Genomic DNA, 15,384 nt, shown 5'->3' with positions numbered 1-15,384 from the left:
GCCATGTATGTCCTGGATATTGGCGAGGTGGCGGAACGCTCGGGCGTCGCGCCCTCGACCCTGCGCTATTACGAGGAGATCGGCCTGATCGCCTCGCTCGGGCGGCAAGGCCTGCGGCGGCAATTCGATGGTGACGTGCTTCTGAAGCTGTCGCTGATCGCCATGGGCAAGGCGGCCGGTTTCTCGCTTGAGGAGATCGCCGGCATGTTCGGGCGGGACGGCAAGCCAGATATCCCGCGCGACCAGCTGCGCGAGCGGGCCGATGCTTTGCAGCGGCAGATGATCGAATTGCGGACGCTGCGGGATGTCCTACGCCACGTTGCCGACTGCCCGGCCCCGAGCCATCTGGAATGCCCGACCTTCCGCAAGCTCATGCAGGCGGCATCGCACAGAAAGCTCGCCTATCGTCCAACGAATGGTCCTCGGTCCGGCCGAAAGGTGGCGTCGAAGCCTTGAACTGCCGGCTCCGCGACGGAAGACCTTATGCCGGCTGCGGCCGTGGTGACCCTTCGTCCTCAGCCAGGAACTGCAGGATCGCCGCCAGCGTGCCGACGAGGATCAGCGCGATCCAGGCGGTCGCATAGCTGCCGCTCCATTCATAGCTCAGCCCGCCGAGCCAGGCACCGAGAAAGGCTCCGAGCTGGTGGCTCAGGAACATCACGCCGAACAGCGTCCCGAAATTCGCCGTGCCGAAGCGCCCATTGATCAGGCCGCTGACCGGCGGGACGACGCTCAGCCAGAGAAACCCCATGGCGGCGGCGAAGACGAGCGTCGTCTCGACGCTGACGGGCAGGGTAAAGAACACGGCAATCGAGACCGTCCTCAGGAGATAGATCAGCGCCAGCACGGTCTTGTTGCCCCAACGCTGGCAGAGATAGCCGGCGACGAGGGTGCCGACCGCATTGCAGATGCCGATGAGCGCAATCGCCTCGGCGCTGACGGAGGGCGGCAGCCCGCAGATGGCGATGTATTTTGGCAGATGCGTCGCGATGAAGATCAGCTGAAAACCGCAGGCGAAGAAGGCGACGGTCGAGATCACGAAGGAGCGGTCGGCCATGGCCTCGGCGATGGCGCGGCGCGCATCTGGCTTCTGCTGTGCCGGTCCCGCTGCGGCGCCGGGGCTGGCGGTCCGGAAGAGGAAGGCCACCGCCGCCATGCCGGCGGCCAGCGCCGCCAACCCGCCCAACGCCCCCTGCCAGGACCAGCGCTCGATCAGCGCCTGCGCAGTCGGCGCCAGCACGAAGGTACCGAGCGAGCCGGTCGCGGCGAGGATCGCGATCGCGGTTCCGCGCACGGCCGGGGCGGCGAGGCGCGAGACGATGCCCACCAGCACGCCATGCGAGGTTCCCGCGACGGCTATGCCGATCATCAGCCCGCCACCGAGCTGAAGGCCGAGCGGGCTGCCGGTCCCGATCAGATAGAGACCGGCGCAGAACAGCGCCGATGAGGCGATCACGACGAGCCGCCCGCCATAGCGGTCGCAGAGCGCGCCCATGAAGGGCTGCCCGATGCCCCAGGCCAGGTTCTGCAGCGCCATGGCGAAGCCGAAGGTGGCGACGGAGACGCCGGCGTTCTGGACCATCGGCTCCATGAACAGGCCGAGGCTCTGCCGCAAGCCCATCGAGATCGAGAGGATCGTTCCGGCCGCGACGAGCGACAGGACCAGGGCTGGTGGCCAGGAATTCGGCGTCGGTGTCGGCACGATCGGTCTCCCCGCGGATGCGAGGGCGAACGATAGGGACCGGCCGGTCAGATGAAATTCACTAGTCGGTATACAGGGTAGCCTGCGGAGAGGAGGTGGTGGTGCGCTGCAGTCGGTGCGCCGCCGCATCGAGATGGCTCGCGACGATGAGCACCGCCGCTTCGCCCGCGGACAGCGCATAGCTGGTGTCGCGATGGATCAGCATCTGCGCGATCGCACCCTCGACGAGGATCGCGAGTTGCCGGGCGATCGGCTCCGGGTCGGCAAGGCCGCCCTCACGCAGCTCCCCGGCGAGCCAGGCTTCGAAGCGGCGCTTGTGACCGGCCGCCATCGCCACGGCCGGATGGCCGGGCTGGCCGGCGAGTTCCACCGCGGCGTGGGTGAAGCCGCAGCCGCGCCATTTCGGGCGCTTCGCGTGGTCCGCCAGTTCGCTGAACAGGTTCGCGATTCGCTCGGGCAGCGGCCGGCCGGGATCGCCGAGCCATTGCCGGTAGCGCTCGATTGCCGGCGTGTCGCGCGCGGCGAGATAGGCGGTGATCAGCTTGTCCTTGCTCTGAAAGTGATTGTAGAGCGTGCGCTTGGTGACGCCAGCCGCCTCGGCGATGGCATCGATGCCGACGCTGTGCAGGCCGTGCCCATAGAACAGCATCTCGGCGGCCGCGATGATCCGGGAGCGCGTGTCCGACTCAGCCATCTGCCTTGCCCTCGGCTGCTGATATGGCGACGGCGGATGCCTCGCCCCGGTCCGAGGTTACACGGCTTTCATTCCGGCGCGCCGCCCCGTCCGTCCAAGGCATCCGCCGCGTCCATCTAGCGCTTGGACAGCTAAAGATCGCGTGATAGGGACCGCCCATGAGGCCGGGCCGCGATCGGCCGCCGCATTCTCAGGAGCCGGATATGACCGAAGCCGCGCTGGACAAGCACCTCTCCAACTCCTTCTTTGGCGCGTCGCTTGCCGATGTCGATCCGGAGATCGCCCGTGCCATCGAGCTCGAGCTCGGTCGCCAGCGCGACGAGATCGAACTGATCGCTTCCGAGAACATCGTCTCGCGCGCCGTGCTGGAGGCGCAGGGCTCGGTGATGACCAACAAATACGCCGAGGGCTATCCGGGCCGGCGCTATTACGGCGGTTGCCAGTTCGTCGACATCGCCGAGAAGCTTGCGATCGAGCGCGCCTGCCGGCTGTTCGACTGCCAGTTCGCCAATGTCCAGCCGAATTCCGGCAGCCAGGCCAACCAGGCCGTGTTCATGGCGCTGATGCAGCCCGGCGACACCTTCATGGGCCTCGACCTCGCCGCCGGCGGCCATCTCACCCATGGCGCTCCGGTCAACCAGTCGGGCAAGTGGTTCAAGGTCGTGCCCTATGGCGTCTGCGTCGTCGACCAGGTCATCGACTATGACGCGATGGAGCGCCTCGCGGTAGAGAACAAGCCGAAGATCATCGTCGCCGGCGGCTCGGCCTATGCCCGCCACTGGGACTTCGCGCGCTTCCGCGAGATCGCCGACAAGGTCGGCGCCTATTTCATGGTCGACATCGCCCATTTCGCCGGGCTGGTCGCCGGCGGCGCGCATCCGTCGCCATTCCCGCACGCCCATGTCGTCACCACGACCACGCACAAGACCCTGCGTGGCCCGCGCGGCGGCATGGTGCTGACCAATGACGAAGCGATCGCCAAGAAGATCAACTCGGCCGTGTTCCCGGGCCTGCAGGGCGGGCCGCTGATGCATGTCATCGCCGCCAAGGCCGTTTCCTTTGAGGAGGCGCTGCGGCCGGAGTTCAAGACCTACGCCCACGCCGTCGTCGCCAACGCCAAGGCGCTGGCCGAGACCTTGAAGAGCAAGGGCTTCGACCTCGTCACCGGCGGCACCGACAACCACCTGATGCTGGTCGACCTGCGCTCGAAGAAGGTGACCGGCAAGGCGGCCGAGGCCGCGCTCGGGCGCGCCCACATCACCTGCAACAAGAACGGCATCCCCTTCGATCCGGAAAAGCCGATGGTCACCTCGGGCATCCGCCTCGGCACCCCGGCGGCGACCTCGCGCGGCTTCGGCGTCGCCGAATTCAAGAAGGTCGGCGAGCTGATCGCCGAGGTGCTCGATGGCCTCGCTGCCAATGGCGAGGAGGGCAATGCCACCGTCGAGCAGGCGGTCAAGGCCAAGGCCCACGAGCTGACGGCGCGCTTCCCGATCTATTGAGCGGGAAAGGGCCGGGGCGGCCCTCAGGGGAAGGTCCCGGTCAGCTTGATCATGAACAGGTTCTCCGGACCGCCGGGCGCATCGCCCCGGTTGGCCCGGCTGAGCTCGGCATTGAGATCGAGCCCCTTGGTGATCTTGTAGCCGGCCGAGGCGCTGCCGCCGAACTGCCCGTCCTTGACCTGCGCGGCGACGGAAACATTGAAGCGGTCATCCGTTGCGCTCAGCTTGAGATTGAGGTCGACGGTCGGCTTGTTCACGTCCTTCTTGACGATGCCGCTGAGCTCGAACGAGCCGTACTGGACCATGACCTCGCCCTCAACCTTCTCGATGGCGGCCGATTTGGTCACCACCTGAAGCGAGAGGTCGAGCTTCAGCCGCTCCCATTTCAGCTTGCCGGTCAGTTTGGCGCCGACCAGCTCCGCCGTCGGGTCGAAGACGATGCCGCCGACGCCGAGCTTCAGGGCACCGAGCTTGACGACCTCGAATTTCAGCTTCTCCAGCTGCTGCAGGCCGAGCGTCACCGCCCCGTTGGTCGGCTTGGTGACGAAGAGGGCGGCGCCGGCCCCGAGCGCCAGCGCCGCGCCGACGACGTAGACGATGCCCTTGTGCTGATCGACCCAGACGCCGAGCGCGGATGAGCCGGCTGCCTGCTTGAAAGCGTCGACCTGCTTCTCGAGCGACTTGAATGTCGACGACTTCTTGATCTGCTTGAAATACTCGTCGGCAGCCTTGGACAGGACATCGTCGCCGATCGAGCGGAGCTTCTGGATGTCGTCAGGAGAGAGCTGCGTCGTCTGGCTCTTGAGTTTCGCGTTCGCGAAGCTGAGCAGGCCCTTCTGCGCCGTCGCCAGCACGACCGGGCTCTTGAGAATCTCGGCGAGACGTTCGGGGGACCTTTGAATCTCGCTGTCGAGAAGGTCGAAGGCCAGGACGACCAGGCCGCCAAAGGCCTCGCCCACGTTATCATTGGACATCTGCGGAACTCCGATTGGCGAGCTGTGGGATCGGCAGGCAGGAGCAGGCGGGTCGCAGGACGATACCTTGCCATGGGAAGGCAAATCGTCTGGCGTCATTTTTCGCCAGGGCTGCGATCCGCTGTTGGGGCGTCATGCGATCTCGTGCTGGCTCTCTTGCCGACGGCTGGTCGTTTTTCGCTGGCCTGCGACGGCATGGCTGGGGCAATGAAGGGCCGCGGGCGATATCGTCGCCCGGTAACCCCGAGGCCTCGCCATGCGTTGTCCCTATTGCGGCTCCCTCGACACGCAGGTGAAGGATTCGCGGCCGACCGACGATCACGCCTCGATCCGGCGCCGGCGCGTCTGTCCCGATTGCGGCGGCCGCTTCACCACCTTCGAGCGCGTGCAGCTGCGCGAGCTCACCGTGGTCAAGCGCTCGGGCCGGCGCACCGTCTTCGATCGCGACAAGCTGCAGACCTCGATCGAGGTGGCGTTGCGCAAGCGCTCCGTAGCGCCTGAGCGCGTCGAGCGCATGGTCAACGGCATCGTCCGCCAGCTCGAGAGTTCCGGGGAAGGCGAGGTCCAAAGCTCGGCCATCGGTGAGCTGGTGATGGAGGGGCTGAAGGCGCTCGACGATGTCGCCTATGTCCGCTTCGCCTCGGTCTACAAGAACTTCCGCGAGGCTCGCGATTTCGAGGAGCTACTGGGCCAGCTCGGGAGTGACGAGATCGACACCGACACCAAGCCGGCGCCCGCTCGCGACGATGCCTGACCAGGACGAGATCGACCGCGCCTTCATGGCGCGGGCGCTGGAGCTCGGCGCGCGCGGGCTCGGCCAGACCTGGCCGAATCCGAGCGTCGGCGCCGTCGTGGTACGCGACGGGCCGGATGGGCCCGTGGTCGTCGGCGAGGGCCGCACGCAGCCCGGTGGCCGGCCGCATGGCGAGGCGATGGCCTTCGAGCAGGCCGGAGCGGCCGCGAGCGGCGGTACGCTCTACGTCACGCTGGAGCCCTGCTCGCATCGCACCGTCCGTGGCGGCACCCCTTGCATCGAGCGCACCTTGCTTGCCGGCGTCAGGCGCGTTGTCTCCGCCATGGCCGATCCCAATCCGCAGATCGCCGGTCTCAGCCACGCCCTGCTGCGCATGGCGGGTGTCGAGGTCAAGGTCGGCGTGCTCGAGGATCAGGCGCAGCGCAGCCATCGCGGCCATGTCCTGCGGGTGACTGAAGGCCGGCCGATGGTGACCTTCAAGGTTGCGCGTACGGCTGATGGCTTCGCCGGCGGGGCAGGGGGCGCGCGCCTTTCCATCTCCTGCCCGGAATCGGGCGAATGGGTGCACCGCCTGCGCGTCAGCCACGACGCGATCATGCTCGGCATCGGCAGCGTCCTTGCCGATGACCCACTGCTGACCGTACGTCTGCCCGGGCTCGAAATCCGCTCGCCCATCCGCGTCGTGCTCGATTCCGCGCTCCGCCTGCCGCTGACCGCCAAGCTGGTCCAAGGGGCTGCGACCGTACCGCTCTGGGTGATCGCGGCTGAGGATGCGCCGATCGCCGCGGAGGGGAAGCTGGTCGCCGCCGGTGTCGAAGTCATGCGCGTCTCCCGCGCCGCCGATGGCCATCTCGATCTTGGCGAGGCGCTGCGCTTGCTGGCGACGCGCGGGATCACCCGCGTCTTCTCCGAAGGTGGGCCGACCGTGGGCGAACAATTGGCGCTGCAAGGCTTCGCCGACGAGGTCATCGTCTCGACTTCGCCGAACCCCCTCGGCGGCGATGGCATCGTCGCGGTCAGGCCGGGACTTGCGGCTTTGCTCGCCGATCCCGAGATTTACGCCGTCACCGAAGCGGGGCAGATCGGCTGCGACCGTTTCGAACGTTTCACGAGGATCGCCTGATGTTCACCGGCATCGTCACCGCCATCGGCACCGTCACTCGCGCCGAGAGCAAGGGCCCCAGCCTCAAGCAGTTCGATATTTCCTGTCCCTGGGAAGCATCCGGCATCGAGATCGGTGCCTCGATCGCCTGCGCCGGCGTCTGCCTGACCGTGACGGCGCTGAACCCGCGCGAGGATGGCGAACCGGGCAGCACCTTCCAGGTCGAGGCGGCCGCCGAGACCCTGGCGAAGACGTCGGTCGGCGCGTGGGCGCCCGGTACCAAGATCAATCTCGAGCGCTCGCTGAAGATGGGCGACGAGCTCGGCGGCCATCTCGTCACCGGCCATGTCGACGGCGTCGGCACGATCCTGAAGATCGACGAGATCGCGCCCGACCCGAGCGAGCCCTGGGGCGCAACGGCGCGCTTCCACATCCGCGCCCCGCAAGGGCTTCCCCGCTTCATCGCGGCGAAGGGCTCGATCTGCCTCGACGGCACCTCGCTCACTGTGAACACGGTCGAGGACGATGTCTTCACCGTGCTGCTGATCCCGCACTCCTTCAGCGTCACCACCTGGGGCGAGCGCAGGAAGGGAGACGGCGTCCATGTCGAGGTCGATCTGATGGCGCGGTATGCCGCGCGGCTTGCGGAGGCGCGCCCGGGCGGCTAACCAGCGTCCTCAATCCCAGACGAGGACTTCATCATGGCCGGACCCCGGCAATCATCGGCTGTTTCGGTCACCCCGCTCGACGGCGCCCGCGTGCTCGTGGTCGAGGCTCGCTTCTACGATACGCTCGCCGACGAGTTGCTCGCGGGCGCGCTTGCCGCGCTCGAGAAGGCCGGTTGCCGCGTCGACGTCGTGACCGTCCCCGGCGCGCTCGAAATCCCCTCCACCATCGTCATCGGCCTGCGCGCCGCCGACGAATCTGTCGACCCCTATGAGGCGGTGGTCGCGCTCGGCACCGTCATCCGCGGCGAGACCGGCCATTACGACATCGTCGCCGGCGAAAGCTCGCGCGCCTTGATGGACCTCTCGGTCGCTTTCGCCCTGCCGCTCGGCAACGGCATCCTCACCGTCGAGAACGAGGCGCAGGCCTGGGCCCGTGCCAACCGCAGCGAGATGGACAAGGGCGGCGGCGCGGCAGAAGCTGCGCTCGCAGTGCTGCGTTACAAGCGCTCGCTGGTGGAGGAGTCGAAATGAGCCGATCCGAGATGCGCCGCGGCGCCCGGCTCTCGGCCGTGCAGGCGCTCTACGAGATGGAGATCGGCGGACGCGGCGTGGTCGAGGCCATGGCCGAGTTCGAGGCCTTCTGGATCGGCAAGGAGGTCGAGGACATCGAGCTTCCCAAGGCCGAGATCGCCTTCTTCCGCGACCTGCTCGGCGGCGTCGTCCGCGAGCAGCGCCTGGTCGATCGCTCGGTCGACGAGACGCTGGCCTCCGGCTGGCCGCTGAAGCGCGTCGAGGCGGTCGTCCGCGCCATCCTGCGCGCCGGTGCCTATGAAATCGCCTTCCGCAAGGACGTGCCGGCCCGCGCCGTGATCTCGGAATATGTCGCGGTCGCCCGCTCTTTCTATGAGGGCGACGAGGTCGGCATGGTCAATGCGGTGCTCGACAAGCTGGCCCGCGATGTCCGCGCCGAGGAATTCGACGCGCCGGCGGCTTGAGCGGCGCCATGGCCGGACCCCAGACGCCCGGCGAGTTCGAACTGATCGCCCGCTATTTCGCGCCGATCGCCGGCCGTGACGGGCTTGGCCTGATCGACGATGCCGCATTGCTGCGCCCGGCCCGCGGCTATGAGCTCGTGGTCACGGCGGATGCGCTCGTCGCCGGCGTGCATTTCTTCCCCGACGATCCGCCCGCCTCGATCGGCCGCAAGGCGCTTGGCGTCAATCTCTCCGACCTCGCCGCCAAGGGCGCCAGGCCTGACGGCTTCGTGCTGACGCTGGCCTTGCCCAAGGGCTGGACCGAGGACTGGCTCGCCGGCTTTGCCGAAGGGCTTGGCGCCATGGCGGGCGAGGGCGCTTGCCCGCTGATCGGCGGCGACACCGTTTCGACTCCCGGGCCGCTGATGCTTTCGATCACCGCCTTCGGCAGCGTCCCGGCGGGTCGCATGGTGCTGCGCTCCGGCGCGAGGCCCGGCGACATCATCGCCGTCACCGGCACGATCGGCGATGGCGCGCTCGGCCTGAAGGCGCATGGTCCGGACCGGCCGGCATGGGTCGGCAGGCTCGCCGAGGCCGACCGAGCCTTCCTCGCCGACCGCTATCTGCATCCGCAGCCACGGATTGCACTCGCTACTGCCCTGCAGGCTCATGCTGCGGCCGCGATGGACATCTCCGACGGTCTGATCGGCGATCTCGCCAAGCTGCTGGCGGCATCGAAAGTCGGCGCCGAGATCGATCTCGACGCCGTGCCGTTCTCGCCTGCGGCCCGCAATGCCGTCATGGCCGATCCCGCGCTGGCGGAACTGGCCTGGACGGGCGGAGACGACTACGAAATTCTCTGTACGGTCCCGAAAGGAGAATATCCTTCTCTGGCTGCTGCCGCCGAAGCGGCGGGCCTCGGCCTCGCACGCATCGGCCGGGTCACGGCCGAGGCCGGGAGCGTGCACTATACCGAAGCGGGCCGGCCGCGAACCTTCGCGCGCGGCTCCTTCGCTCATTTCTGACGGCGGCCTGATGGCCGCGAAGGGCGGCGGCTGCGATGAACCAGCATGTTCCGGTGATGGACGGCGACACGCTCGCCAAGCGCAACGCGCTGGTGCTCGCCGGCGCCCAGGCGCTCGGCGGCGCGAGCCCGGCGATCGTGATCTCGCTCGGCGGCATCGTCGGCTCGCAACTGGTCTCGAACCAGGCCTTCGCCACCGTCCCGGTCAGCCTGATGCAGCTTGGGCTCGCCGCCGGCGTCATCCCGGCCGCGTTCATGATGCGCCGGCTCGGCCGCCGCAGCGGCTATGTCATTGGCGCGCTCGTCGGCGCGGTCGGGGCCGCCATTGCCGCAGCCGGCGTGGCCGAGCGCTTGTTCTGGCTGTTCTGCCTCGGCACCTTCCTCTGCGGGCTCTACGGCTCCTATGTCCAGAGCTATCGCTTCGCCGCTGCCGACACGGCGAGTGACAGCTTCAAGCCACGCGCCATTTCCTGGGTGATGATCGGCGGGCTGGCGGCAGCAATAATCGGCCCGCAATCGGTCTACTGGACACGTGACCTGACGCCGGCGGCGCCCTTCGCCGCGAGCTTTTTGGCGCAGGGCGCGCTCGCTTTGCTTGCGATCGGCGTCGTGCTGGCGCTGCGCGCGCCGCCGGTGGTGCAGGTGAAGTCCGGTGGCGGCCGGCCGCTTTCCGAGATCATGCGCCAGCCGAAGTTCATCGCCTCGGTGATCGCAGCCCTCGTCACCTACGGGCTGATGAGCTTCGTCATGACCGCGGCGCCGCTCGCCATGGTCGGCTGCGGCCATAGCGTCGGCGACGCGGCGCTCGGCATCCAGTGGCATGTGCTCGCCATGTTTGCGCCGAGCTTCTTCACCGGCCGCCTGATCGCCCGTTTCGGCAAGGAGAAGCTTACGGCTGCTGGCCTTGTCCTCACTGCGCTCGCGGCCGTGGTCGGCCTCAACGGGCTCAGCGTCGCGCATTTCTGGATCGCGCTCGTGCTGCTCGGGGTCGGCTGGAATTTCGGTTTCATCGGCGCGACCGCGCTGGTCACCGATTGCTATCGGCCGGAAGAGCGGGTCAAGGTCCAGGCCGCCAACGACTTCCTGGTCTTCGGCTCGGTCGCGATCGCGTCCTTCTCCTCCGGCGGCCTGCTCAGCGCCGGCGGCTGGGACAGCGTCAACTGGCTGGTCTTCCCGCCGGTCGCGATCGCGCTGGCGCTGGTCGCCTGGCAAGGCCTGCAAACGCAGGCGCGGCCCGCTTGAGGCGGCTTTCCTAGCCCCGGTCGAGCCGGCAAGATCACAGCGATTCATCGGCTCTCGACGAAAGGCTTTTCCATGCGTCCGCACCAGCTTCCCGCGACTCCCGGACGGCCTGCTCCCGGAGCTATCGGCCATAATCGCGGGGTGGTGCGGCCGAACTACGCCTTCATGCCGCCAGAGGGCGTGCTGGTCAGTCGCCTGCCGCATTTCGACGACACGGTCGTGCGTATCCTCGCCGCCCCGGTGCTCGGCGCGCATTTCGCGCAATATCTGCTGGAGATCGAGCCGAACGGTGGCACGCTGGAGCCGTTCGGCGAGGACGGTATTCAGCACTTCTACTACGTTCTTTCCGGCAGCGGCCGCTTCGCCGTTGGCGATGCAGCGGCAGTGGAGCTGCGGCCGGGCAGCTTCGCCTATGTTCCGCCCGGCACCGCCTTCTCGCTTCGCAATACCGGCTCGGAGCAATTGCGCGTGCTCGGCTTGCGCAAGCGCTACGAGGCGGTCGGCTTGCCGCAGCCGGACCCGATCCTGTCCCATCGCGACGAGGTTCCGGTCACCAACCATACCGGCATGGACGGACGCGGCTTCCAGTTCCTGCTGCCGCGCGGCGATATGCGCTTCGATTTCGAGATGAACCTGATGTGGTTCAAGCCGGGCGCCTATTTCCCCGACGTTGAGACCCATGTGATGGAACACGGGCTCTACATGCTGGAAGGGCAGGGCCTCTATTTTCTCGGCACCGAATGGCACGAGATCTGGGCCGGGGACTTCATCTGGATGGGCGGATTCTGCCCGCAGCAATATTATCCGACCGGGTTCAGCGACGCGGCCTATCTGCTCTACAAGAACGTCAACCGCGACGTCGCACTGTAGAGCCGTTCTCAACAGGCTGCGGCCGATCGGCAGATCGGTGCGCTCTGGCCTGACATCCTCCCAAAATTGTCAGCCGACCCGTTTGCGATTCTGGCGGAAACTGGGCAACAATCCCGCCGACACTGGTGATCGGCGCTGTAGGCCTGATTCTTTGTGAGGCCGACAGCGCCGTTCCTTGTGTTCGAAGAACCGGAAAACCGGCTCCGTCGGGGCGTCCTGCCCCGTATGACGAATTCTCAGGGATAGGAAATTCGATGTCGGCCTTGCTCATCATCATACTCTTGAGTGCGTTATCGATCGTCTACGGCCTATGGGCCTATGGCGACGTGATGAAACGCGATGCCGGCAACCAGCGCATGCAGGAGATTTCCGGCGCAGTTGCGGAAGGCGCGCAGGCCTATCTCAAGCGCCAATACGTCACCATCGCCATGGTCGGTGTCGTGCTCTTCGTCGGCCTGACCTATCTGCTCGGTGCCTATGTCGGCATTGGCTTCCTGATCGGCGCTGTGCTCTCGGGCGTCGCCGGCTTCATCGGCATGAACGTCTCGGTCCGCGCCAACGTTCGTACCGCGCAAGCGGCGATGCAGTCGCTCGGCGATGGCCTCGACGTCGCCTTCAAGGCGGGTGCGGTCACCGGCATGCTGGTCGCTGGCCTCGCTCTGCTCGGTGTCGCCTGCTATTACGGCTTCCTCACCGGCATGAAGGGCTTCGCCCCCTCGGACCGCGTCGTCATCGATTCGCTCGTCGCCCTCGGCTTTGGCGCCTCGCTCATCTCAATCTTCGCCCGCCTCGGCGGCGGCATCTTCACCAAGGGCGCCGATGTCGGCGCCGACCTCGTCGGCAAGGTCGAGGCTGGCATTCCCGAGGACGACCCGCGCAACCCGGCGACGATCGCCGACAATGTCGGCGACAATGTCGGCGACTGCGCCGGCATGGCCGCCGACCTGTTCGAGACCTATGCGGTGACGCTGGTCGCGACCATGGTGCTCTCCGCGATCTTCTTCGCCGGCCAGCCCGTGCTCGGCTCGATGATGCTCTACCCGATGGCGATCGGCGCGGCCTGTGTCGTCACCTCGATCATCGGCACCTTCTTCGTCAAGCTCGGCGCCAACCAGTCGATCATGGGCGCGCTCTACAAGGGCTTCATCGCCGCCGGCGTGCTCTCGGTCGGCGCGATCGCCGCCGTGAACTATCTGATGTTCGGCGGCTTTGCGGCCTCGTTCACCACGGGGCAGGGCGCAACCTTCACCTCGGGTGCCCTGTTCGGCTGCGCGCTGGTCGGCCTCGCGGTGACGCTGCTGATCGTCGTCATCACCGAATACTACACCGGCACCGGCAAGCGCCCTGTCGTCTCGATCGCCCAGGCCTCGGTCACCGGCCACGGCACCAACGTCATCCAGGGCCTCGCGGTCTCGCTGGAATCGACGGCGATGCCGACCATCGTGATCATCGCCGGCATCATCGTCTCCTATGGCCTCGCCGGCCTGTTCGGCATCGCCATCGCCACCACGGCGATGCTGGCGCTGGCCGGTGTCGTCGTCGCTCTCGATGCCTTCGGCCCGGTCACCGACAATGCCGGTGGCATCGCCGAAATGGCCGGCCTGCCCAAGGAGGTCCGCCACTCCACCGACGCGCTCGACGCGGTCGGCAACACCACCAAGGCGATCACCAAGGGCTACGCGATCGGCTCGGCCGGCCTCGGCGCGCTGGTGCTGTTCGCCGCCTATACCTCGGACCTCAACTTCTTCGTCGCCGAGGCCAACAAGGCGGGCTCGACGACCTTCCAGTATTTCAAGGGCGTCGTCGTCGATTTCTCGCTGTCGAACCCCTATGTCGTCGTCGGCCTGCTGCTCGGCGGTCTCATCCCCTTCCTCTTCGCCGGCATGGGCATGACCGCGGTCGGCCGCGCCGCCGGCTCGGTGGTCGAGGAAGTCCGCCGCCAGTTCAAGGAGAAGCCCGGCATCATGGAAGGCACGGAGCGGCCGGATTACGCCCGCGCCGTCGATCTACTGACCAAGGCGGCGATCAAGGAAATGATCGTACCGTCGCTGCTGCCGGTCCTGGCGCCATTCGCCACCTTCTTCGTCATCAACGCCATCGCCGGCAAGAACCAGGCTTTCGCCGCCGTCGGTGCCATGCTGATGGGCGTGATCGTCACCGGCATCTTCGTCGCGATCTCGATGACCTCGGGCGGCGGCGCCTGGGACAACGCCAAGAAGAGCTTCGAGGACGGCTTCGTCGACAAGGACGGCGTGCGCCACATGAAGGGCTCCGAGGCACACAAGGCCTCGGTCACCGGCGACACCGTCGGCGACCCCTACAAAGACACGGCGGGCCCCGCCGTGAACCCGGCGATCAAGATCACCAACATCATCGCGCTCTTGCTGCTCGCCATCCTGGCGCATTCCTGAGCGCGAGAGCAGCCTGACCAAGCATGGACCCCGCGGAGCGATCCGCGGGGTTTTCTTTCGTGTTGTGAATGGTTTGGAAGGCGGTTGAGATTCAAACTCTCAGCCAGTTGAATCAGTTTCGGAGCCACAACTTGATCGACTTGATCGGCAGCATTCTTCTGGACGCTCTCGGCTACACGACTGCGCGTCTTCTCGCTCCGATTCTGACGTTCGGACGCGTTCGCGTGCAGGCCCTTCGAGCCGAGGCACGGTGGCACAACTGGTTCGGCTTCTCGCGCAATCCTGACGGCTCCTGCCAGCTCGAAGCAACCATGGCAGGCTGGTATGGCCTGTTCTTCTGGATCGCGATGGTGATCGTTGCGCTTGCGCTGCTGCGATGAGGCTGCCCCTGTTCAGGGCACTACGGTCGGGACCGTAGCGTTCCAAGGGGACCTGCGTATCGGCGCCTGTCATGGTCCGCCCGCCGAAGGAGGACCAGATGACCGTCCCAGCCGCTTCCACCGCAAGATCCGGACATCCGACCGATCTTGCCCTGCTGCTCGTGCTGGCGACGCTCTGGGGCGCCTCCTACAGCTTCATCAAGCTCGGCGTCGAGACGATCCCGCCGTTGACGCTGATCGCGGCGCGCACGTTGATCGCCGGCGCGATCCTCCTCGTCATCATCCGCTGGCGCGGGCTGAAGCTGCCGCGCGATCCGGTGATCTGGCGGCGCTTCCTGATCCAGGCTTGCCTCAACAGTGCGGTGCCGTTCACCCTGATCGCCTGGGCCGAGACCAGCGTCGATGCCGGTCTCGCTGCGATCCTAAACGCCGGCTCGCCGATCTTCGCTTTCCTTTTGAGCATGCTTCTCTTCCGTGCCGAGGCTGCCGTAGGGCGCAAGCTCTTCGGCGTCGCCGCCGGCATGCTCGGCGTCTGCCTGATCATCGGCGTCGAGGCTTTGTCGGGCTTCGGCCGCGAGCTCTGGGCGCAGCTTGCTCTCGTCGCCGCCGCGGCCTGCTATGGCGGAGCGGCGCTGTTCGGGCGCAATTTCAAGGGACTCGACCCGATCATGCCGGCGGCTGGCTCGCTGATCTGCGGCGCCGTGATCCTGATCCCCTTCAGCCTGCTCGTCGACCGGCCCTGGACGCTCTCGCCGTCTCCTGAATCGATCCAGGCGCTGCTGGCGCTGTCGGTGTTCTCGACCGCGCTCGCCTTCATCATCTATTTCCGGCTGATCGACCGGCTCGGCACGGTCGGCACGACCTCGGTCGCCTATCTGCGCGTGCCGACCGGCGTTGCCATCGGCGTTCTCTTCCTTGGCGAGCGCCTGAGTGCGACGGCTTGGGGAGGGCTCGCTCTGGTCATCGTGGGTGTGTTCGCCATGACGCTGCCGGACCGGAAGCCGAAAAGCGTCTGAGGGACACACGCCGACGCCAAAGAAAAAGCCCTGCGCCGCCGCTGCAGGGCTTCTTCGTTTCGTGCGGGAGC

General features: G+C 67.0%; 16 protein-coding genes. 13 read left to right on the top strand and 3 right to left on the bottom strand.

Annotation, left to right across the window (positions count from 1 at the left end):
- Nucleotides 1-3 precede the first annotated feature (3 nt).
- Nucleotides 4-456, top strand: coding sequence for a helix-turn-helix domain-containing protein (locus tag BLM15_RS10290; protein WP_126112659.1), 453 nt, complete (start codon nt 4-6; stop codon nt 454-456).
- Between the two features lie 25 nt (nt 457-481).
- Here BLM15_RS10290 and BLM15_RS10285 read toward each other — a convergent pair whose 3' ends face one another.
- Nucleotides 482-1,702 carry an MFS transporter gene (locus BLM15_RS10285; RefSeq protein WP_164547470.1) on the bottom strand — a complete coding sequence of 407 codons (1,221 nt, stop codon included), beginning with the start codon at nt 1,700-1,702 and terminating at the stop codon, nt 482-484.
- 61 nt (nt 1,703-1,763) lie between these two features.
- A complete protein-coding gene (locus tag BLM15_RS10280; protein ID WP_126112657.1) occupies nt 1,764-2,396 on the bottom strand; it encodes a TetR/AcrR family transcriptional regulator in 633 nt (210 codons plus the stop codon).
- A 203-nt stretch (nt 2,397-2,599) separates the two neighbouring features.
- On the opposite strand from BLM15_RS10280, the gene glyA reads away from it, so the two are divergent.
- Nucleotides 2,600-3,898, top strand: coding sequence for a serine hydroxymethyltransferase (gene glyA / locus BLM15_RS10275; RefSeq protein ID WP_126112656.1), 1,299 nt, complete (start codon nt 2,600-2,602; stop codon nt 3,896-3,898).
- Between the two features lie 23 nt (nt 3,899-3,921).
- Here the strand turns inward: glyA and BLM15_RS10270 are convergent, their stop codons facing one another.
- Complete coding sequence (locus BLM15_RS10270) at nt 3,922-4,872, bottom strand: hypothetical protein (RefSeq protein WP_126112655.1); 951 nt, start codon at nt 4,870-4,872, stop codon at nt 3,922-3,924.
- 256 nt (nt 4,873-5,128) lie between these two features.
- Between BLM15_RS10270 and nrdR the strand changes: the two genes are divergently transcribed.
- The 11 genes from nrdR to BLM15_RS10215 all read left to right on the top strand — a co-directional run bounded on the left by nrdR (nt 5,129) and on the right by BLM15_RS10215 (nt 15,313).
- Nucleotides 5,129-5,626 (top strand): transcriptional regulator NrdR, encoded by a 498-nt coding sequence (gene nrdR, locus BLM15_RS10265; RefSeq protein WP_126112654.1) that lies wholly within the window; start codon nt 5,129-5,131, stop codon nt 5,624-5,626.
- Nucleotides 5,619-6,749, top strand: coding sequence for a bifunctional diaminohydroxyphosphoribosylaminopyrimidine deaminase/5-amino-6-(5-phosphoribosylamino)uracil reductase RibD (gene ribD, locus BLM15_RS10260; protein WP_126112653.1), 1,131 nt, complete (start codon nt 5,619-5,621; stop codon nt 6,747-6,749). The genes nrdR and ribD overlap by 8 nt, the downstream gene beginning before the upstream one ends.
- Nucleotides 6,749-7,396, top strand: a complete 648-nt coding sequence (locus BLM15_RS10255; RefSeq protein WP_126112652.1) for a riboflavin synthase — start codon at nt 6,749-6,751, stop codon at nt 7,394-7,396. Before ribD ends, BLM15_RS10255 begins: the two co-directional genes overlap by 1 nt.
- 33 nt (nt 7,397-7,429) lie before the next feature.
- Nucleotides 7,430-7,927 carry a 6,7-dimethyl-8-ribityllumazine synthase gene (gene ribH, locus BLM15_RS10250; RefSeq protein WP_126112651.1) on the top strand — a complete coding sequence of 166 codons (498 nt, stop codon included), beginning with the start codon at nt 7,430-7,432 and terminating at the stop codon, nt 7,925-7,927.
- Nucleotides 7,924-8,391, top strand: coding sequence for a transcription antitermination factor NusB (gene nusB, locus BLM15_RS10245; protein ID WP_126112650.1), 468 nt, complete (start codon nt 7,924-7,926; stop codon nt 8,389-8,391). The genes ribH and nusB overlap by 4 nt, the downstream gene beginning before the upstream one ends.
- A gap of 8 nt (nt 8,392-8,399) precedes the next feature.
- Nucleotides 8,400-9,395: a thiamine-phosphate kinase gene (gene thiL / locus BLM15_RS10240; RefSeq protein WP_126112649.1), complete on the top strand. Its 996-nt coding sequence runs from the start codon at nt 8,400-8,402 to the stop codon at nt 9,393-9,395.
- Between the two features lie 35 nt (nt 9,396-9,430).
- Nucleotides 9,431-10,636 carry an MFS transporter gene (locus tag BLM15_RS10235; protein WP_236846629.1) on the top strand — a complete coding sequence of 402 codons (1,206 nt, stop codon included), beginning with the start codon at nt 9,431-9,433 and terminating at the stop codon, nt 10,634-10,636.
- A gap of 72 nt (nt 10,637-10,708) precedes the next feature.
- On the top strand, nt 10,709-11,506 hold the full coding sequence (allE, locus tag BLM15_RS10230) for a (S)-ureidoglycine aminohydrolase (RefSeq protein WP_126112648.1): 798 nt from the start codon (nt 10,709-10,711) through the stop codon (nt 11,504-11,506).
- Between the two features lie 254 nt (nt 11,507-11,760).
- Entirely contained in the window at nt 11,761-13,917 is a 2,157-nt protein-coding gene (locus BLM15_RS10225) for a sodium-translocating pyrophosphatase (RefSeq protein ID WP_126112647.1), read from the top strand.
- A 131-nt stretch (nt 13,918-14,048) separates the two neighbouring features.
- Nucleotides 14,049-14,297 carry a hypothetical protein gene (locus BLM15_RS10220; protein WP_126112646.1) on the top strand — a complete coding sequence of 83 codons (249 nt, stop codon included), beginning with the start codon at nt 14,049-14,051 and terminating at the stop codon, nt 14,295-14,297.
- 98 nt (nt 14,298-14,395) lie between these two features.
- Nucleotides 14,396-15,313: a DMT family transporter gene (locus tag BLM15_RS10215; protein ID WP_126112645.1), complete on the top strand. Its 918-nt coding sequence runs from the start codon at nt 14,396-14,398 to the stop codon at nt 15,311-15,313.
- The last annotated feature ends 71 nt before the right edge of the window (nt 15,314-15,384 follow it).

Source organism: Bosea sp. Tri-49, assembly GCF_003952665.1.
Lineage (GTDB): Bacteria > Pseudomonadota > Alphaproteobacteria > Rhizobiales > Beijerinckiaceae > Allobosea.
Note: the sequence above shows the minus strand (reverse complement) of the source record. Positions and strands in the feature narration are given on the sequence as shown.